We start from the raw sequence: 17648 nt of genomic DNA on the forward strand, positions 1-17648 counted from the left end.
CTGCCGATGAGCCCGCGCGCCATCATGTTTCAGGGCACTGGCTCGGATGTCGGCAAATCGCTGATCGTCGCGGGTCTGGCGCGGGCGCTGAGCAATCGCGGCCTCACCGTGCGCCCGTTCAAGCCGCAGAACATGTCGAACAATGCCGCGGTGACGCTCGACGGCGGCGAGATCGGCCGCGCCCAGGCGCTACAGGCCCGCGCCGCCCGGGTTGCGCCCAGCGTTCATATGAACCCGGTGCTGCTCAAGCCGCAAAGCGCCACCGGCGCCCAAATGATCGTCCAGGGTCAGATGCGCGGTGCGGCTGGCGCAGCGGATTACCAGGCGCTGAAGCGCGGCCTGATGGACGCGGTTCTCGACAGCTACCAGCGCTTGTGCGCCGAGGCCGATATTGTGCTGGTGGAAGGCGCTGGCAGCGCGTCCGAGATCAATCTGCGCGCCAATGACATCGCCAATATGGGCTTTGCCCGCGCCGCCCATGTGCCGGTCGTGCTGATCGGCGACATCGATCGCGGCGGCGTCATCGCCAGCCTGGTCGGGACCAAAGCGGTGATCGACCCAGCCGACGCCGCCATGATCCACGGCTTCATCGTCAACCGGTTTCGTGGCGATCCGGCGCTGTTCGCCGACGGCATGACGGAGATCGCGCGCCGCACCGGCTGGACCTCTCTGGGGCTCATTCCGCATTTCGATGCGGCGCGCCTGCTGCCGGCGGAAGACGCGCTCGGCCTGAGCAATGGCGCAGGCATGAGCCCTGGCGCAGCTGCCAGCGCGCGCAACGCCCGCATACGTATCGCCGTGCCGATCCTGCCGCACATCTCCAACTTCGACGATCTCGACCCGCTGGATGCGGAGCCGGACGTTGAGGTGATCCGGGTCTGGCCCGGGACGGCATTGCCTGGCGACGCGGATCTGGTGCTGCTGCCCGGCTCCAAATCCACCATTGCGGCGCTGAAAGCCCTGCGCGCCGCTGGCTTTGACACCGATATCGCCGCCCATGTCCGCCGTGGCGGGCGCGTGCATGGCATTTGCGGCGGCTACCAGATGCTGGGCCGCACAATTGCGGACCCGGACGGCATTGAGGGCGCCCCGGAGACAATTGACGGCCTCGGCCTGCTCGACGTCGACACCCTGCTCGGCGCGGCCAAGACCCTACGCGCCGTGACCGGCGTCAGCTTCGATGGCGCGCCGCTTACTGGGTATGAGATGCATGTCGGCCGGAGCATCGTCCGAAATGGCGCGCGCCCTTTCGCCGTGCTCAGCGACGGCGCTCACGACGGCGTGGTCTCCGACGATGGCCGGATCAGCGGCGGCTATATCCACGGCCTGTTCGCCAGCAATGCCCAGCGCTCCGGCTGGTTGCGCAGGCTCGGCGGCGTGGCCTCCACCATTGCATTTGACGCCCAGATCGACGCCACGCTCGATTTGTTGGCGGAGCATCTGGAACGGCATCTCGCGGTTGACGCTCTACTGGAGATCGCAGCATCTGGACGATCGTCCTGACACGCCAAGCAGGCAGGCGTCTTGGCAGGCAGGCATCTTGCTCTTGCCGACAGGCATCCTGGCCTTGCCGACAGGCATCCCTGGCATTGCCGAAAGTAGTCGCGCCAGAGTTTGCGTTCCTAGGTCTCGCGGCGCGTAAACACCAGCACGGCGCCAGCGAGGCGGCGCGTGAGTTTGCGCAGGGCGCCGTCCAACCGTGGGGCTTGCAGAGGCTGGGCGGCGCCCCTGAGCCGGGGGTGACTGGCCAGCCGGTGGCGCAGCCACGCGGGCTCAGCCTCTTCCGTCAGCTGAAAATGCGTGTCGAACAGGCGAATATAGGCATCAGCCGGGCGATGAAAGATCTGGCCTTGCAGATTGGACAGCGCGCGCTCCACCCTTTCGCGATGTGGTGTGACGTGACGGTCGCCAAGTCCAATGGAGCTGCACGCCTGCACCGCGAAGCGCTGGGCGCGCGATCCGGTAGACAAATAATGCACCAGCGGCATTTTGAGATGCGTCTCCCACAATACTTCTGATGTCGGCATCAGACAGATCAACACACCGCCAGGTCGGGTGATCCGCGCCAGCTCATCGCGCACGGGCTCCAGCTGCGCGATGTGCTCCATCACCTGATTGCACACGATGATATCGAAATAGCCATCAACGAATGGCAAGGCGCGTCCCGGCGCAATGGCGATGGCGCGCTCGCCAATATTGCGCGCTGCGCTATTGAGGCCGCCGCCGGCATATTGGAAGTCAAAGGTGTCGACGCCATAGGCGTCGTAGCCCCGCGCCTGCGCCAATGCTGCAAGCGACGCCGTCCCACAACCATAGTCAAGCAGGCGACCATGGGTTGGTCTATGGCGCAACGCCAGATCAACTGCAAAGGTGTAATTCAGTGACATGCCCCCTCGCCTGTCGACTCAAATTTCAACCTGACCAGGACAATAATGACTTTCCGGATACACAGCCAACAGGCTCGCGCAAAAAGTGATGGGGTGGCGGCGGCAATAATAACTGGCGTGGCTTGTCCTGGATAAGATCCGGATGCCGCGCGGCGGCGTCGCTGCGTGACATGTGCCGGCGCTGTCACGATGTGACCAAATGTCGACAGGCGACCCTTTGCCTGGCTTTCGCCAGCTGGCGCCGCCTGTACTGGCGACGGCGTGAGCGACGACTTGCGGATTCCCTGTCAGGAGCGACCACCGCTTGCTATGCCAAGCATTTTTCTGTCCGGGCGACGTGCGTTCAGCAAAGCGCTGGCCAGGGCCAGTCGCCGCCATGGCCAGGCCGAAGCAACACGTGCACCGAATGCGCACAGCCTTGGTGACGCCATGGGTGTGGCTCTGTCGGGCTTCTGCACAACGCCGCGCTGGGCGGGCCGCCGCCGCGTCGTCCTGGTCCAGTGCATGCCGCAAGCCGCCGCTCAAGCCAGTGGCTGCGACCGTGCCGGGTCTCGTGAGCGTGTGATGCAGATGGCGCGGGAGCCCGCCGCTGTTCAGCCGCAATAGGCGCTTAGCTCTGGGCTGTCGAAAATGGCGGACCGGTATTTTGGTGGAGCCCCGGTCACTGTTCGCCCGAACAGCCTATCCAGCCCGTAACACCGGAACCCGATGAGCATGGCGCATCGGGTTCTGGTCAAGCCCGAGCAGCGCTTGAGCTTCGCAGGTCGCAGATGCGTCAGCATCTTGGCGCCCTGGATAACGGCCGCGGACCGCGACGGTAGCATGCGCTTGCGCCTGCCCGTCGATTGCTGCTGCACCGGCGCCGCCGGGGGCTCAGTGGGTCGCAATCCCCGGCAGGCCTGGCGCATAGGTCTTGACCGTCCTGCGGGACTGCACGGGAACATGCGCAATGGTCGCCTCCGCCCCATTTTATCTTCCGCTCCTGTCGCTCTGCGGCTGGATCCTTATGTTTGCCCTCAAACATCGCAACCTGTTCCTCGGCGACGCCATGGGGCTGGTCTACCACCTCGCCCTGGCGCCAATCGTCGGGCTGTTGCCAGGCCCGTTTGCTCTCACCTTCGCTGGTTACCTGTGGCTGTTCTGCGACGCCATGATCGACATGGCCTCCATCAATGGCGCAGGGTCCGACGCCGTCTGGACTGCGCGCATGGCGGTGCATCTGCCGGCGGCGATCTGGATTGCCGGAACCTCCGTGTTGATGTCGGGCCCGGCCCGTCTGGTCGGCGCGCCCCTCGGCGCCGGACTGCTGCTGCATGCGCTGTTGGGCCATTTCAGCGCGCAGAGTAAGACCCTGCTCGGCGTTTTCGTCATTCCCATGATGGCCGCCTGGCTGGTCTGCGTCGCCCTCTGGCTGGGCGCTCACGGGGCATAAGGGGCGTCGACCCCTCGCCGCGCGTGGTCGGTGGGCGCATCGCCACGCCAGCCGACCACCAACGCGGCGAAACCCGCCCCAGCAAGGCGCGTCGCAGCAGGTTGCGCCAGCCTTGGGAACAGGCTGGGCATGCCGGAGGGCGACGCCGCGCCCTGCGGCTGGCCATCACTTAAGGTTCGCACGCCTCTGGTTGCGCCCTGCGCAGCGTCATCGGTCGTCGCCGGTGGTGGCGGCGGGCGCCTCAGACGCGCACAGCAGCGCAGCGTCAGACAAAGCCAGGCTAACCCGTCATGAACATGACCGTCTTGTCAGCGCATGGTCGGGATCGCCGCCCTCATTTCTGATCCAACAGCACGAACCACACGCTGCGACAGTTACGTCGCCCTGTCTCATTTTCGTCGACCCACGGCCTTTGCTGTCGTGATCAGCCTGACAATACTTTAGAATATCCAAGCTTCTTCCTGGGTGACTCGGTATTAACCGTGCACATTCAGATATTGCCCCATGATCATGGCATGGTCTGCAAGGTTCTGTGCGCATCTAGTACGCACTGTGCCACATGTCTGTCTGGCGATGGCGCGCCAGGGCGGACGATCGCGACAGGAGAGCGTCCGTGCGTGCAGTCATTCATGTCCCCGTGCGGAGCCTTGGCCCTGTACGTCTTCGGGCAGTGCTGCTGTCATCGGTCGCCCTGGCGCCCATCGCCCCTGCGGTGCTCGCCGCGCCGGCGAGCACCGTGCCGGTTGGTCCAAACGCAGTCGTGTCGCAACTGGTTGCGGGCAGCAAGGGCACGGACCATTCGGCCTGTTCCGGCGATGGTCACACCACCGGTAACGGCCACGCCGGCGACGCCGGGCCAGCGGTCAACGCCACGTACAGCAACAGCCTGGCTGGCGGCGCGGCCTTCGATGGCTCACTGCTGGTGGTCGGCAGCCGTGGCGGCAATGGCGGCAATGGCGGAGATGCACGGGGCAGCAGCTGTGACTCCGCCAAGCCTGGCGGCGTTGGCGGCGCGGGCGGCGCTATTGGCGTCACCTTCAATCCGCTGAATCCGGCCGCTGCGGCCAATCCGGTGACGGCGGCGGGCATTGTGGTTTATTCGGTGGGCGGCGATGGCGGCGACGGCGGTTCATCGCTCAAGGACCATCCCGGCAATGGCGCCAGCGGCGTGGCCGGCGGGGCCGGCGGCGCTGTCAGCCTCGCCAACCACGTGTCGCTGATCACCTCAGCCGCCAGCGCCGTCGGCATAGGCGTGGTCAGCGCCGGTGGCGACGGCGGCAAGGGCGGCACGGGCAACAACGGTCATCACGGCGGCAAGGGCGGCGTCGGCGGCGTCGGCGGCGCCGTCAGCCTGAGTAATTCCGGCGCCATCACCGCCGCCAACGCCATTCCGATCTATGCGCTGAGCATTGGCGGCTCCGGCGGCGATGGCGGCAAGAGCAGCTCCTGGCTGTTCGGCAGCGGTTCGGGCGGCAGCGGCGGCCATGGCGCCGACGCTGGCAGCGTCACGGTCAGCAATTCCGGCGCGCTGACGTCGCACATGCTGGGCGCGCGTGGTCTTGAAGCCCAGTCGGTTGGCGGCGGCGGCGGCGAAGCCGGGATCAGCGTCGGCTTCAACGCGCTTGGCGCCGACGGCGGCCCGGCGGGCCATGGCTCCAGTGTGACGGTGAGCAACAGCGGCGCCATCACCCTGAGCAATGGCTCATCGGTCGGCATTTTCGCCCAGTCGATCGGCGGCGCCGGCGGGGCTGGCGGCCTCGCCTTCAGCGGCGGCGCCGCCTCGGTGCTGCTCGGCGGTTCGGCCAGGGGCGGCGATGGCGGCGGTGGCGGCGCGGCGGGCGCGGTGTCGGTCAGCAATAGCGGCGCGATCTGCACCGGCGCGGCCTGTGGCGGCGATGCGCCCGTCGCCAGCGCCGGCGGCGCCCATGGCATTGTGGCGCAATCCATTGGCGGCGGCGGCGGCCATGGCGGTTTTGGCGTCGCCGCCTCGACCGCCGGTTCAGCGCTGGCGTTGGGCGGCGCCGGCGGCGATGGCGGGGCCGGCGGGGCCGTGTTCGTCGCCAATAGCGGCGGCCTCAGCACCGCTGAGATCAATTCCAGCGCCATCCTCGCCCAGTCGATTGGTGGCGGCGGCGGCGCTGGCGGCGGCGCGCTGGCGTTCAGCATGGGCGCCGTGGGCGCCGCCATCAGCCATGGCGGTTCAGGCGGTTCGGGCGGGGCGGCCGCCACCGTCGCGGTAAATTGCCTGAGCGGCTCCCTCGCTCTCACCAACAGCGTCGCCTGCGCCATGGACGGCGCCGTGCTGGTGGCAGGCGTTAGCCACGCCACCCTGTCGACGCTGGGCGACAGCGCGGCTGGCGTCGTCGCCCAGTCGATTGGCGGTGGCGCCGGCCATGGCGGCTATGCGGCGGCGTTGTCTGGCGGCGTCGTCGGCGCTTTCGCCATGAGTTTCGGCGGATCGGGCGGCGATGGCGGCGCGGCGGGCGCCGTGCATGCTGGAGCCGGCGGGCTGAACATCACCACCCTGGGCGCAGATTCAGCTGGCGTTATCGCCCAGTCGATCGGCGGCGGCGGCGGCGCTGGCGGGGCGAGCCTGTCGGGGGCGCTGGCGGAAGGCTCGTCGATCGCCCTGGGCGTGGGCGGAACGGGCGGCGGCGGCGGCGACGGCGGCGTTGTGGTGATCGACAATCCCGGCGGCGTCATCACCACCAGTGGCGACCGCTCGGCTGGTCTGCTGGTCTGCTGGCGCAATCGATTGGCGGCGGCGGCGGCAATGGCGGCGCCAGTATCTCCGCCGCCCTCGCCGAAGGCGCTGCGCTCTCCCTGGCGGTGGGCGGCTCCGGCGGTTCTGGCGGAAGCGCCAGCGCGGTGTACGTCTACAATCAGGGCGTGAACGCCAACGCGTCGTATGGCGCAGGCGCCATCACCACGCATGGGTATGGCGCAAGCGCCATCGCCGCCCAGTCGATTGGCGGCGGCGGGGGCAATGGCGGATTTAGCGCGGCAGGCGGCGTCAGCCTCGGGGCTGGCGCCAGCGTGGCCATCGGCGGCGCTGGCGCCAGGGGCGGCGGCGGCCAGACGGTGTATGTCGCCAATGACGGCGAACTGCTGACCACAGGCGGCGGCGCCCCGGTGATCCTCGCCCAGTCGATTGGCGGCGGCGGCGGTTCCGGCGGATTCGCCGCCAGCGGCGCCCTGTCCGCTACGGGCGGGGCGGCGTCGATCGCCATTGGCGGCGGCGGCGGCAAGGGCGGCGCGGCCCAGACCGTCAGTGTGCACAGCAATGGCGGCGTCACCTCCCGCGGCGCCAATGCCGCGGGCGTGGTGGCGCAGTCGTTGGGCGGCAATGGCGGCAATGGCGGCTTCGCCGTCAGCGGGGGTATTGGCGGAGAAGGCGCCCTCACCCTGGCCATGGGCGGCGGCGCTGGCGCAGGCGGCTCGGCTGGCGCAAGCACGGTGACGCTGACCAGCGCCGTGCGTACCGATGGCGACCATTCGGCGGGCGTCATCAGCCAGAGCATCGGCGGCGGCGGCGGCAATGGCGGCTTCGCCGTGGGTGGGAGCGTCAGCCTCAGTCCCAGCCTCGCCGCCAGCATTGGCGGCGGCAGCGGCATGGGTGGCGTCGCTGGCGCGGCGACGGTGACGGCGGCGACCATCACCACGCGCGGCGACCATGCCACGGGCGTGATCGCGCAGAGCATCGGCGGCGCCGGCGGCAATGGCGGCTGGAGCGTCGCCGGAGCGCTGGGCGGCGATGTCGCCATCCCTGTCACCCTTGGCGGCGCCGGCGGGGCTGGAGGCCAGGCAGGCGGCAGCATGGTGACGCTGAACGGCGATGTCAGCACCGGCGGCCTGCGCGCCGCTGGCGTCATCGCCCAATCCATTGGCGGCAATGGCGGCAATGGCGGCTTTACCGCCGGCGCAGCAGGATCGGTCTCCTCCGCCGCCAGCGTCGCCGTGGGCGGCGCCGGCGGCACGGGCGGCTTCGCTGGCGATGTCGGCGTGATCGCCAATGGCGCGGTGCAGACGCGCCAGAGCCAGTCGGTGGGACTGCTCGCCCAATCTGTCGGCGGCTCCGGCGGCAATGGCGGCTCTGCCCTCGCCGGCTCGCTCGCCACCGGCAGCGGCGGGTCCAGCGTCGCCGTCGGCGGCGCTGCGTCCGTCGGCGGCACGGGCGGCTCGGGCCAGAACGCCGGCAAGGTTAACGTTACGGCGCGTGATATCGCCACCCTCGGCGCGCAATCGGTGGGCGTGCTCGCCCAGTCGATCGGCGGCGCCGGCGGCAATGGCGGCGCCGCCAGCAGTTTCAGCCTGAGCGGCGTTGTGCCGGAAACCGACGCGGTTTCCGCCAGCATCGCCCTGGGCGGCGCTGGCGCTTCGGGCGGCGATGCGTCCACGGTCAGCGTCAGCCACAGCGGCGTCATCCAGACTGGCGCGGCCAGCGTCTACAGCGACCAGGCCCAGGGCATCCTCGCCCAGTCGATCGGCGGCTCGGGCGGCAATGGCGGCGCAGCCAGCGCTAACGCCATATCCAGCAAGGATTCGGTCGCATTAGCCATCGGAGGAGGCGGCGCGCTGGGCGGCGATGGCAGGCAGGTCGACGTCAGCAGCAACTGGCGATCCATTCACGGCGGCGTCACGACTTATGGCGCCCATGCTGCGGCAATCCAGGCGCAATCGATTGGCGGCGGCGGCGGCAATGGCGGCTGGTCGCAGTCCGCTGCGTCGAGCAACCAGTTTGCTGCTGGCGTGTCGATTGGCGGCTTCGGCGATGGCGGCGGCGCCGGCGGCGCGGTCAATGTTAAAACGGGCGGCGTGCTGAACACTTTTGGCGACGGCTCGGCAGGCGTCTTCGCCCAATCCGTGGGTGGCGGCGGCGGCAGCGGCGGCGCGGCCTCAACCGCCGTGACCGCCATGCCAGGCGGGCAGTTCGACGGCGGCGTCACCTCGGTGGCCGGCGCTGGCGCGACCTCCGCCGCCCACAAGGCGTCCGCTGCGGCCTCGAAGATTACTGGCGCAGATGTCTTGGCCTCGGACGCCCCGCCCAGCAATGGCGCATCGGCCTCGCTGGCCATCGGCGGCCGTGGCGGCAAGGGCGGCGCTGGCGGCGCGATCCGCGTCAACGCCAGCAACAGCATCCAGACTCTGGGCGCCCAGGCGGCCGGCGTCTTCGCCCAGTCCGTCGGCGGTGGCGGCGGCAATGGCGGCGCGTCCGCGTCAAGCAGCGAGAGCGCAGGCCGGGCGGCGGTCAGCTTCGGGCTCGGGGCCTCCGGTGGAACCGGCGGCGATGGCGGCGCTGTCGCCGTGACCAGCGGCGCCGCAGGCGCCCTCACCTACATCAACACCCTTGGGCCTAATGCGGCTGGCGTCTTCGCCCAGTCCGTCGGCGGCGGCGGCGGCAATGGCGGATCGGCGGCGACCACCACCAGCGGCGGCGGCAGCGCCTCCCTTGCGCTTGGTCTCGGCGGATCAGCTGGCGCTGGCGGACATGGCGGCGCGGTAAGCGTGACGCTGACCGCTCCCCTCGCAGACTATGCCCAGCCGACGCTGGTGACGGCGGGCGCGCTGTCGCATGGCGTGTTCGCCCAATCGGTCGGCGGTGGCGGCGGCGGCGGCGCTGGCGGGGCCAGCCAGGGCAGCGCCTCGGGCGGCGATATCGCCGCGGCCATGACCCTGGGCGGCGGCGGAGGCACCGGCGCCCACGGCGGCGCGGTCAGCGTCAGTGACGCGGCGGGCTTCGTCACCCTCGGCGACCATGCCAGCGGCATCGTCGCCCAGTCGATCGGCGGCGGCGGCGGCCTGGCCATGACCAGTTCAGCCACCTCCGGCGACGGTGGCGACGTGACGGCGAGCCTTGCCCTTGGCGGCTCAGGCGGCGCAGCTGGCGATGGCGGCGCGGCAAGCATCAGCCTGGGGCAAAGCGGCGTCGTGATCAGCGCCAGCACGGCGGGCGTCAACGCCATCGGCCTGATGGCCCAGTCGATCGGTGGCGGCGGCGGCGCTGGCGGCGCCTCAAGCAGCAGCGCCGATGGTTCAGGCAATGTCAGCGCCAGCCTGGCGCTGGGGGGCTCGGGCGGCTCGGGCGGCGCAGGCAAGGCGGCCAGCGTCAGCGTCATCAATGCGGCGCTGTCCACCCTGGGCGATGGCGCCATCGGCGTCGTGGCCCAGTCGATCGGCGGCGGCGGCGGCATGGGCGGCGCCTCCACCCCCTCCTCCAGTTCCGATGGCAAGGTGGCGGCATCGCTTGGTCTCGGCGGCAAGGGCTCCGGCGGCGGCGCAGGCGGAGGCGTCAGCGTCAGCCTCGCGGCGGGTTCCGGCAAGAGCGCTGACGCCCAGACCTTTGCTGGCATCCAGACCACGGGTATTCAGACGTTGGGTATTCAGACTTGGGGCATCGCCGCGCACGGCGTGCTCGCCCAGTCGATTGGCGGTGGCGGCGGGCTTGGCGGCGCCTTCACTGGCAGCGCAGTCTCCAGCGGCGCCCCCCAAAACGGGCAGGATGACGACGACCAGCACGGCGGTGGCGAGGGCAGCGGCGACCAGGGTGGCAACCAGCAGAATGAGGACGGCGTGGCCGTCACCATGGGCCTGGGCGGCGCTGGCGGGGCCGGCGGCACGGGCGGCGCGGTGACGGTCAACAGCGCCCTGCCCATCGTGACCTTTGGCGACCAGGCCTATGCGGTGCTGGCGCAATCCATTGGCGGTGGCGGCAGCGCTGGCGGCGTCAGCCATGCTGGCGCCGCAGGCAACAAAGCGGCGGCGGCGCTGGCGGTCGGTGGCGGCGGCGGAGCCGGCAATCATGGCGGCGCAGTCAACGTGGCGCTGACGGGCGGTTTCGCCACCGCCGGCGACCAGTCCGTGGGCGTGCTGGCGCAATCGATTGGCGGCGGCGGCGGTCTGGCTTTATCCAGTGTTGCCGAGGCCAGCAAGGGCAGCGACGCCACCGCCTCGCTCAGCATTGGCGGCGGCGGCGGCGCGGCGGGCAATGGCGGCGAGGTGCAGCTGGTGTTTGGCGCCTCAGGCGCACCGTCCACCGGCATCACTTATGGCGACAGCGCCTGGGGTCTGGCGGCCCAGTCGATCGGCGGCGGCGGCGGCAATGGCGGCTCGAGCCACGGCGCGGCCCAGGGCGCGGGCGCCGCTACAGCGACCCTCGCCATTGGCGGCGCAGGCGGCGCCGCTGGCGCTGGCGGCGGCGTCAGCGTCACCACCAGCAACGCCCAGCTCACCACTTATGGCCTGAGCGCCATTGGTCTTCTCGCCCAGTCGATCGGCGGCGGCGGCGGCGCCGGCGGCTCCAGCCATGGCGAAGCCAGCGGCGCCAATGGCGACGGCCAATACGCCATCGGGCTCGGGCTTGGCGGCGATGGCGGCGGCGGCGGCGATGGCGGCGCTGTCACGGTCGACAATGGCGCGCAGATCACCACTTTCGGCGATCACGCCATCGCCTTGCTGGCGCAATCCATCGCCGGCGGCGGCGGGCTGGCCCATGGCGCCTCGCATCTGTCGGGTGATCTGCAAGGCGACATTAATCTGAACATTGGCGGCTCGGGCGGCGCCTCGGGCGCGGCTGGCTCGGTCCTCGTCAGCAATACGGCGATGCTCAGCAGCAGAGGCGTCGCCGCCCATGGCCTGGTGGCCCAATCGGTGGCTGGCGGCGGCGGCATGGCCAGCGTGGCCACGGCAGGCCGCGCCTCTGGTTCAGCCACGCTCGGCGCCACCGGCGTCGCAGCCGCCAGCTCTGGCGCCGTGAAGGTCACCAGCAGCGGCGGCATCTTCACCGGCGGCGACCGGGCCATCGGCCTCATCGCCCAGTCGATCGCCGGCGGCGGCGGTCTGACGGCGGCGAATGTCAGCAAGGCCAGCTTCGGCGGCGGCCACGGCGACGCCAAGGCGGTGAACGTCACCGTCAACGCCGCCATCGCCACTACGGGCGACCACGCCCCTGGCGTGCTGGCCCAGTCAATCGGTGGCGGCGGCGGCGCGGTGCTGACGGCGCTGTCGGGCGCCACCGGCAAATATGTGGCGGGCAGCGGCGCCGGCGGCGCCGTGACTGTCAATGTCAATGCGCCAATCAGCGTCAGCGGCGCAGGCGCCGACGGCGTGGTCGCCCAGTCGGCCAGCAATGGTGGCGGCGTGCTGCTCAGTGGTGACGGGCTGCGTTTCGTCAACGCCAACGGCGCGCCGTCAGGCAAGGTGGTGATCAATGTCGCCCAGGGCGTCGCCGTGACGGCGACCGGGACTGGCGCGATCGCATTGCGCGCCCAGGGCAGCGGCGATCCGGTGTTCAACATCGGGGCTGGCGCGGCGCTGGTCGGCGGTGCTGGCGGCGCCGCCATTCACAGTGAGGGCGACGAGCACCACGTCTTCAATGCCGGCAGCCTGTCGACCATCGACGGCGCTGACGGCCGGGCGGTGACCACCAGCGGCGGCTACACCGCCATTCACAACAGCGGCGCCCTCACCGGTGACCTCGCCCTCAGCGCCGCCAGCGGCAATCTGGTGCATAACCAGGCTGGCGGCGTGATCAACGCCGGCGCCAGGCTGGATATTGGCGGGCCCGGCAGCGTGCTGCACAATGAAGGTCGGCTGGCCCGCGCCCATGCCGCGCCCGGCCAGACGGCGATCCATGGCGACTTCACCCAAGGCGCAGGCGGCGTCACCGCCGTACGGCTGGATCACCAGACAGGCGCCAGCGACAGCTTCGCTGTCAGCGGCGCCGCCCGGCTCGCCGGTCACATCCATGGCGCGCTCGCCGATCCGTCGATGGCGCGCGCCGGCAGCTATGCGGCCAGCTTCCTGACCGCAGAAGGCGGGATCGACGCCAGCGCGCTGCAATTGCTCTGCCGCTCCGCCATCGTCGACCTGCGATTGGGCGGCTCATCGCGCCATCTGCAGCTGATGATGACGCTGGATTTCGCCCCAGGCGGCATGGGCGCCGCCGCCGCGCATATCGGCCAGGCGGTCGGTCATATCCAGGCGCGGGGGTCGAGCAAGCTGTTCCGCAATGTGGTTCCGCAGCTGCTGGCGATCCCGGACATCAGCCGGCTGGAAACTGCCTATCATCACCTCGGGGCCAGCGCCGCCTCCCTGGTTCCAACCGGGTTGATTGACGCCAGCGCCATGTCTGGCGCCAGCATCAACGACCGCCTCGATGCGTTGCGCCTCGGCGGCATGGGCCGGGACGCGCTGAGCGCAGGCAGCCAGACCCGGAGCGCGCAGACCGCAACGGCGCGCCACGCAGGCGGCGCCGCCGCTGGCGTCGACGGCAAACGGCTGTGGGGCGTGGCGCTGGGCTCGAGCATGACCGGCTCCGGCGTGCGGCAGACGGCGGCGGGCATGGCCTTCGGCGTCGATCACACGCTGTCGACGCTGCCGCTCACCCTGGGCGCGGCCGCAACCTATGTCGGCAGCGACATCGCAGCCGGAGGCATGGGCGCCAGCGCCCGCCTGCACTATGGCTCAGCCAATCTCTATGGACTGTATCAGTTGGGCCCGGCCTATGTGTCGGCCATCGCCACCGCCGGCATCGGCGACGCCGACTTCCGCCGGCATCTCTCTGTGCTCGCGCCTGGCGTCTCGGGCGCGTTCCGCACCGTTTCAGCAATTGCGGGCGGGCGGCTCGAGGCCGGCTATCGCATCGATCTGGTCCATGGCGGCCTGGGCCTCACGCCGTTCGCCGCCTTCCAGCCTGCATGGCTGCGGCTGGGCGGCGACAGCGAACAGCTGGGCCGCTTTGGCGCCGGGCTGACGCTGCACGCCGGCGACGTGAAGACGCTTCCTGTCTATCTCGGCGCGCAACTGGACGGCGTGTGGCGCACGGCGTCCGGCATGGAGGCGCGCCCGTTCCTGCGCGCGGCGTGGATGCACGATTTTAGTCCAGCCCGGCGCGTCAGCCGCAGCTTCGCCAGCCTGCCGGAGTTCCGCCTCACCGGCTCCGGCCTGCCTGAGATACGTGACGCCCTCGACCTGCGCGGCGGCCTGCAGCTGAACTGGGACAACGGCCTCAGCGTCGCCGCCAACGCCAATGCGCAACTCTCTCACGCCTATCAGTCGTGGGGGGTCAGCGGCTCCTTGCAGATAAGGTGGTGAGGGGCCCTGCCGCCGCCGGGTGGAACTGGAAGCCGCGGATGCATGCAACGACGTTGCGATATGCCCCCCAGGGGCGGCTGGCCAGCCCCGGAAGCGCCTGGCGATATCAGCTGGCGAAGCCGACGATGACCACGCCGGCGACGATCAGGCCGACCCCCAGCAGCGCGGCCCAGTTAACCGCTTCCTGAAACAATACGGCGCCGGCCAGCACCGTGGCCGCGACGCCAAGGGCGACGAAGGGATAGGCCAGCGACAGCGGCGCCCTGGACAACACCGCCAGCCAGATCAACAGGCTCAGCCCGAAACAGGCCACGCCGCCAATCACCAGTGGCGAGGTCAGAACCGCTAACGCCATGCCAGCAATTTGCCCCCCCTGAATCGCCCCGTGCACCGCCGGGCTGGTCATGCCGCCCTTGAGCAAAACCTGCGACACCGTCGACAACGACACGCTGGCCAGAATGGCGAACAGATCAGCCAGTCGCATCCACGCCTCCCGGTGACGTCAGGCTTTGGCGGAGGGCGAACTGCATGCGGGCGCTCCTCAGATCGGCTGCGTTGCGGCGAGCATGATGACGCACACCAGCCCCAATGCCACCAGGCTGTTCCAGTCACGCATGGCGAACACGATTGGATCATCATGCATTTGCCGACGATGCGCCATCAACAACGCTCGCCCGATCCAGTACAGCAGGATCGGGCAAATCAGCCACAGCAGCACCGGACGCTCATAAAGCTGCCGCACGCTATCTGACGATATGTAAAGCGCCAGCAATGTGACGGCGTTATAGCCAGCGGCGGCGGCGAGGGTCGCAACAATGTTGAGATCGGATTTGCGATAATTACGATTATTTGGGTCAGGAAGCCGGGCGTCGACCAGCGCCGCCAGTTCAATATAGCGCTTGATCAACGCCATCGACATGAAGACAAACATGGAGAACCCGAGTAACCATTCGGACACCGGCACAGAAATCGCTGCAGCGCCACCAATGATCCGGATGGTGTACAGCGTCGCCAAGACGACGATGTCGACCAGCATCTTGCGCTTGAGCACGAGGCTATAGGCGGTGGTCAGCGCAAGGTAGCCAAGCAGAATGGCGAGGAACAGCAGACCAACCGACGCCGCGAGCACGAGGGCTGCGCCAATGAGCGCGCCGGCCACCGGCAAGGTCATGCCCATGGGCACGGCGCCGGCGGCGAGCGGACGCAGGCGCTTGGTCGGGTGCCGCCGGTCAGCGTCAATATCGATCCGGTCATTGATAATATAGACGGCGGATGCGGCGAACGAGAAGGCAAGGAAACTGATGACCGACGCGATGACGGCGTCAGCGCCGAAACTGTGCGACGTCAGCATCGGAACAAAGATGAGCGCGTTCTTCGACCATTGATGAATGCGCATCAGTCTGAGCCATTCACGCACGGGACCGCGGGACGGCGTTGCGCGCGCTCCGCTCGGGTCACCGGTCGCCTGCGCAGGCTGGGAGGCGGTGCTAACCGGCTCCGCCAACCCTTGGGCCAGCCCAAGCGTCCGTCCATCCGCGACATAGTCATATGCGCCAGCGCCAAAAGCGGCGGCCAGTCGCGCCGGTTTCTCCGCGTCAGCCAGCGCCGCCACGTCGTCGGAGCCCAACCAGCCATCAGCGCCGACATGGGCGGCGACCGCAGAGACATAGCGCGCATGCCGCGACGAGATGAGATAAACCGGCCGCCCCTGTTCGCGCGCCCTGGCGATCAGCGACAGCACCTTGCTATCATAGGGCGGATCAGCCGGATCTGGCGCGATGCTGTCGGCGACATGCGCCCGGATAGACGCCGCGTTTCGCCTCTCCCCGCTCGCCAGCTCCATGCCACGCGACGCATTGGCGGCGGCAGGTGCTACGGCGTCCTCCGCCAGCCCGCTGGAGCGCACGGGCACACAGTCAATATCGATCACCAGCGGCGGCCATTCGCTCGCGCAGGTGGCGAGTAGCTGCGGATCAGTCAAGGCGCCTTCCCCCCTGGTGTCGCTGCGGCCCCTGTGAAGGCGCGGCGCCGGCGCCGTTCTGGCGCGGCTGATCGGTGAGCAGCGCATCGGTCGCGAAGACAGCGAGCCCTCGGGTTTGCATCACGGGCACACGCTCCCGGGCCACGTCGCCGCGCGGCAAAACCACAAAGTCGATGCGGTTCTCACGGGCATAAGCGAACGTCGCCTCAGGCGTCACGAGCCGGGCGCTCTGCATGGCGCGGACGCGCCAGGTGGCGTAGTACCAGGGCGCCCACATGGCTGCGGCGCCGCAGCGCGCGCACACCCATCGTTGCCGTTGAGCCAAGGCTTCAAACGGGACAGAAACGTCGCCAAAATCGTCATAGGGTAATAAAAAGACGCTGCTGACAGGCGTATGCCGTCGCGCCCACTTCCCGATCTGGCGCCACTCTTCCACGACGCCATTGCGTCGGGCCACCGCGCCCAGACTGGCTTGTGCACGCACCGCTGTGAAGCCGAGCACGCTGGCGGCGCAAACCGTCACGATCGCGGCGCGCGCCACCGCTCCCAGTCGCGCGCCGATAGCCCGTTCGAAAGTGGTCCGCATCCTGGGGCCGCCCAACAGCAGCACCAGCGCCGCCGCCGGCGTCACCCAATGGCTGGTGCAAAATGCAACGGCCAGCAGAGGGCCAAGCACCCAGCGCTCCACCGTGACTGCGCTGGTCAGCCAGCGGGTCAGTACGGCGAGAACGCCAAGTGCAGCGAGCAAATGTGCGGCATAGCTCACCCGCAACAGATGCAGGTTGAGGATGAAACGGTTGTCGATCAGATAAGGCGCGAGCAGGCCAACGCCATAGACGCAGGCGTATCCGGCCAGCGCGATCCGAAACCCACGCCCTGCCGCGCCAAAATACCCTAAAGATATCCAGGCCAAGGCGACGATGACCGCCAGATACACCTTGTTTACGTTACGGATGATGTCGATGATGAAATGCGGCGCCGGGAATGCGCGCAGGTAGTTCACATAGCTAAAAGGCTCCCAGGCGGGCTGCCCCTGGTGCGCATGCACGATCCACAAAAGCGTTGGCGTCGCCAGTCCTGTGAACAGCAACGCGCCAGTCGCCGCCTGCAGCGCCAGACGCCGCCTGCCAAAAGGCTCCGCGCGCCAGCGCCAGGCGAGCAGAAAACCCATCGGGATCAAATTCCACACGCCCATAAAGATGTTGATCGAAAACGCAGCCCCATTGACAGCGAACGCCCCGGCGAAGCGCCTGGTCACGCACAGGAACAGCACGAACAGGGTGAGGCCATTGACAACTTCAGAATGGGTGAAGTGATCAATGAACAGTCCGCCTGCCCCAGCGGCGGAGACGCCCCGCATGGGTGACGCCAGACACAGCGCGCCGGCAAAGATCAGGCGCTGTCGCGTGGTGTTGACGCCCAGCAATTGCGCGCAGCCAAGCAGGCCGGCAAAGGTCAGTGCGCGCGACAATATGTGCAGGATCACGAACCAGGCGGCGACATTGTGCTCGCTGATCACTGGTTTGATCAGCCACCACAATGAAGACACGAAGTTCCTGAGCGACTGGGTGAAGACATCGTTCGCAAACTGGGGCTGATCATAGGCGTTGAACAGATATGCGAGGTGGAAAATATTATTGGAATCGCCGAACAGGAATCCTTGCAACGCCACAGAGATACTGGCGCCTGCAAGGCTGATCGCAGATATGACGCCCACATCAGCCCAGCGCTGCCGATGCGGGTCCCCCTCAACCGG

General features: G+C 68.9%; 8 protein-coding genes. 4 read left to right on the forward strand and 4 right to left on the reverse strand.

The features are described 5' to 3' along the window. The first annotated feature begins 6 nt into the window (after positions 1-6). Positions 7-1503, forward strand: coding sequence for a cobyric acid synthase (locus tag AC6A67_RS07085; RefSeq protein ID WP_498035845.1), 1497 nt, complete (start codon positions 7-9; stop codon positions 1501-1503). 119 nt (positions 1504-1622) lie between these two features. Here AC6A67_RS07085 and AC6A67_RS07090 read toward each other — a convergent pair whose 3' ends face one another. Further along, positions 1623-2387: a class I SAM-dependent methyltransferase gene (locus AC6A67_RS07090; RefSeq protein ID WP_498035846.1), complete on the reverse strand. Its 765-nt coding sequence runs from the start codon at positions 2385-2387 to the stop codon at positions 1623-1625. A gap of 1006 nt (positions 2388-3393) precedes the next feature. Between AC6A67_RS07090 and AC6A67_RS07095 the strand changes: the two genes are divergently transcribed. The 3 genes from AC6A67_RS07095 (at position 3394) to AC6A67_RS07105 (ending at position 13911) form a co-directional block, all read left to right on the forward strand. After that, positions 3394-3819, forward strand: a complete 426-nt coding sequence (locus tag AC6A67_RS07095; protein WP_498035847.1) for a hypothetical protein — start codon at positions 3394-3396, stop codon at positions 3817-3819. A gap of 613 nt (positions 3820-4432) precedes the next feature. Beyond that, entirely contained in the window at positions 4433-6712 is a 2280-nt protein-coding gene (locus tag AC6A67_RS07100) for a hypothetical protein (protein WP_498035848.1), read from the forward strand. Then, positions 6688-13911 (forward strand): autotransporter outer membrane beta-barrel domain-containing protein, encoded by a 7224-nt coding sequence (locus tag AC6A67_RS07105; protein WP_498035849.1) that lies wholly within the window; start codon positions 6688-6690, stop codon positions 13909-13911. Before AC6A67_RS07100 ends, AC6A67_RS07105 begins: the two co-directional genes overlap by 25 nt. 106 nt (positions 13912-14017) lie before the next feature. Here AC6A67_RS07105 and AC6A67_RS07110 read toward each other — a convergent pair whose 3' ends face one another. From AC6A67_RS07110 to AC6A67_RS07120, 3 genes are read right to left on the reverse strand one after another with little or no spacing between them, the layout of a single operon-like run. After that, on the reverse strand, positions 14018-14395 hold the full coding sequence (locus tag AC6A67_RS07110) for an SMR family transporter (protein ID WP_498035850.1): 378 nt from the start codon (positions 14393-14395) through the stop codon (positions 14018-14020). Positions 14396-14452: 57 nt separating this feature from the next. After that, positions 14453-15892, reverse strand: coding sequence for a UbiA family prenyltransferase (locus tag AC6A67_RS07115; RefSeq protein WP_498035851.1), 1440 nt, complete (start codon positions 15890-15892; stop codon positions 14453-14455). Further along, positions 15885-17564 carry a hypothetical protein gene (locus AC6A67_RS07120; protein ID WP_498035852.1) on the reverse strand — a complete coding sequence of 560 codons (1680 nt, stop codon included), beginning with the start codon at positions 17562-17564 and terminating at the stop codon, positions 15885-15887. The genes AC6A67_RS07115 and AC6A67_RS07120 overlap by 8 nt, the downstream gene beginning before the upstream one ends. Positions 17565-17648: the final 84 nt, after the last annotated feature.

The organism is Camelimonas sp. FR25 (genome assembly GCF_059740505.1).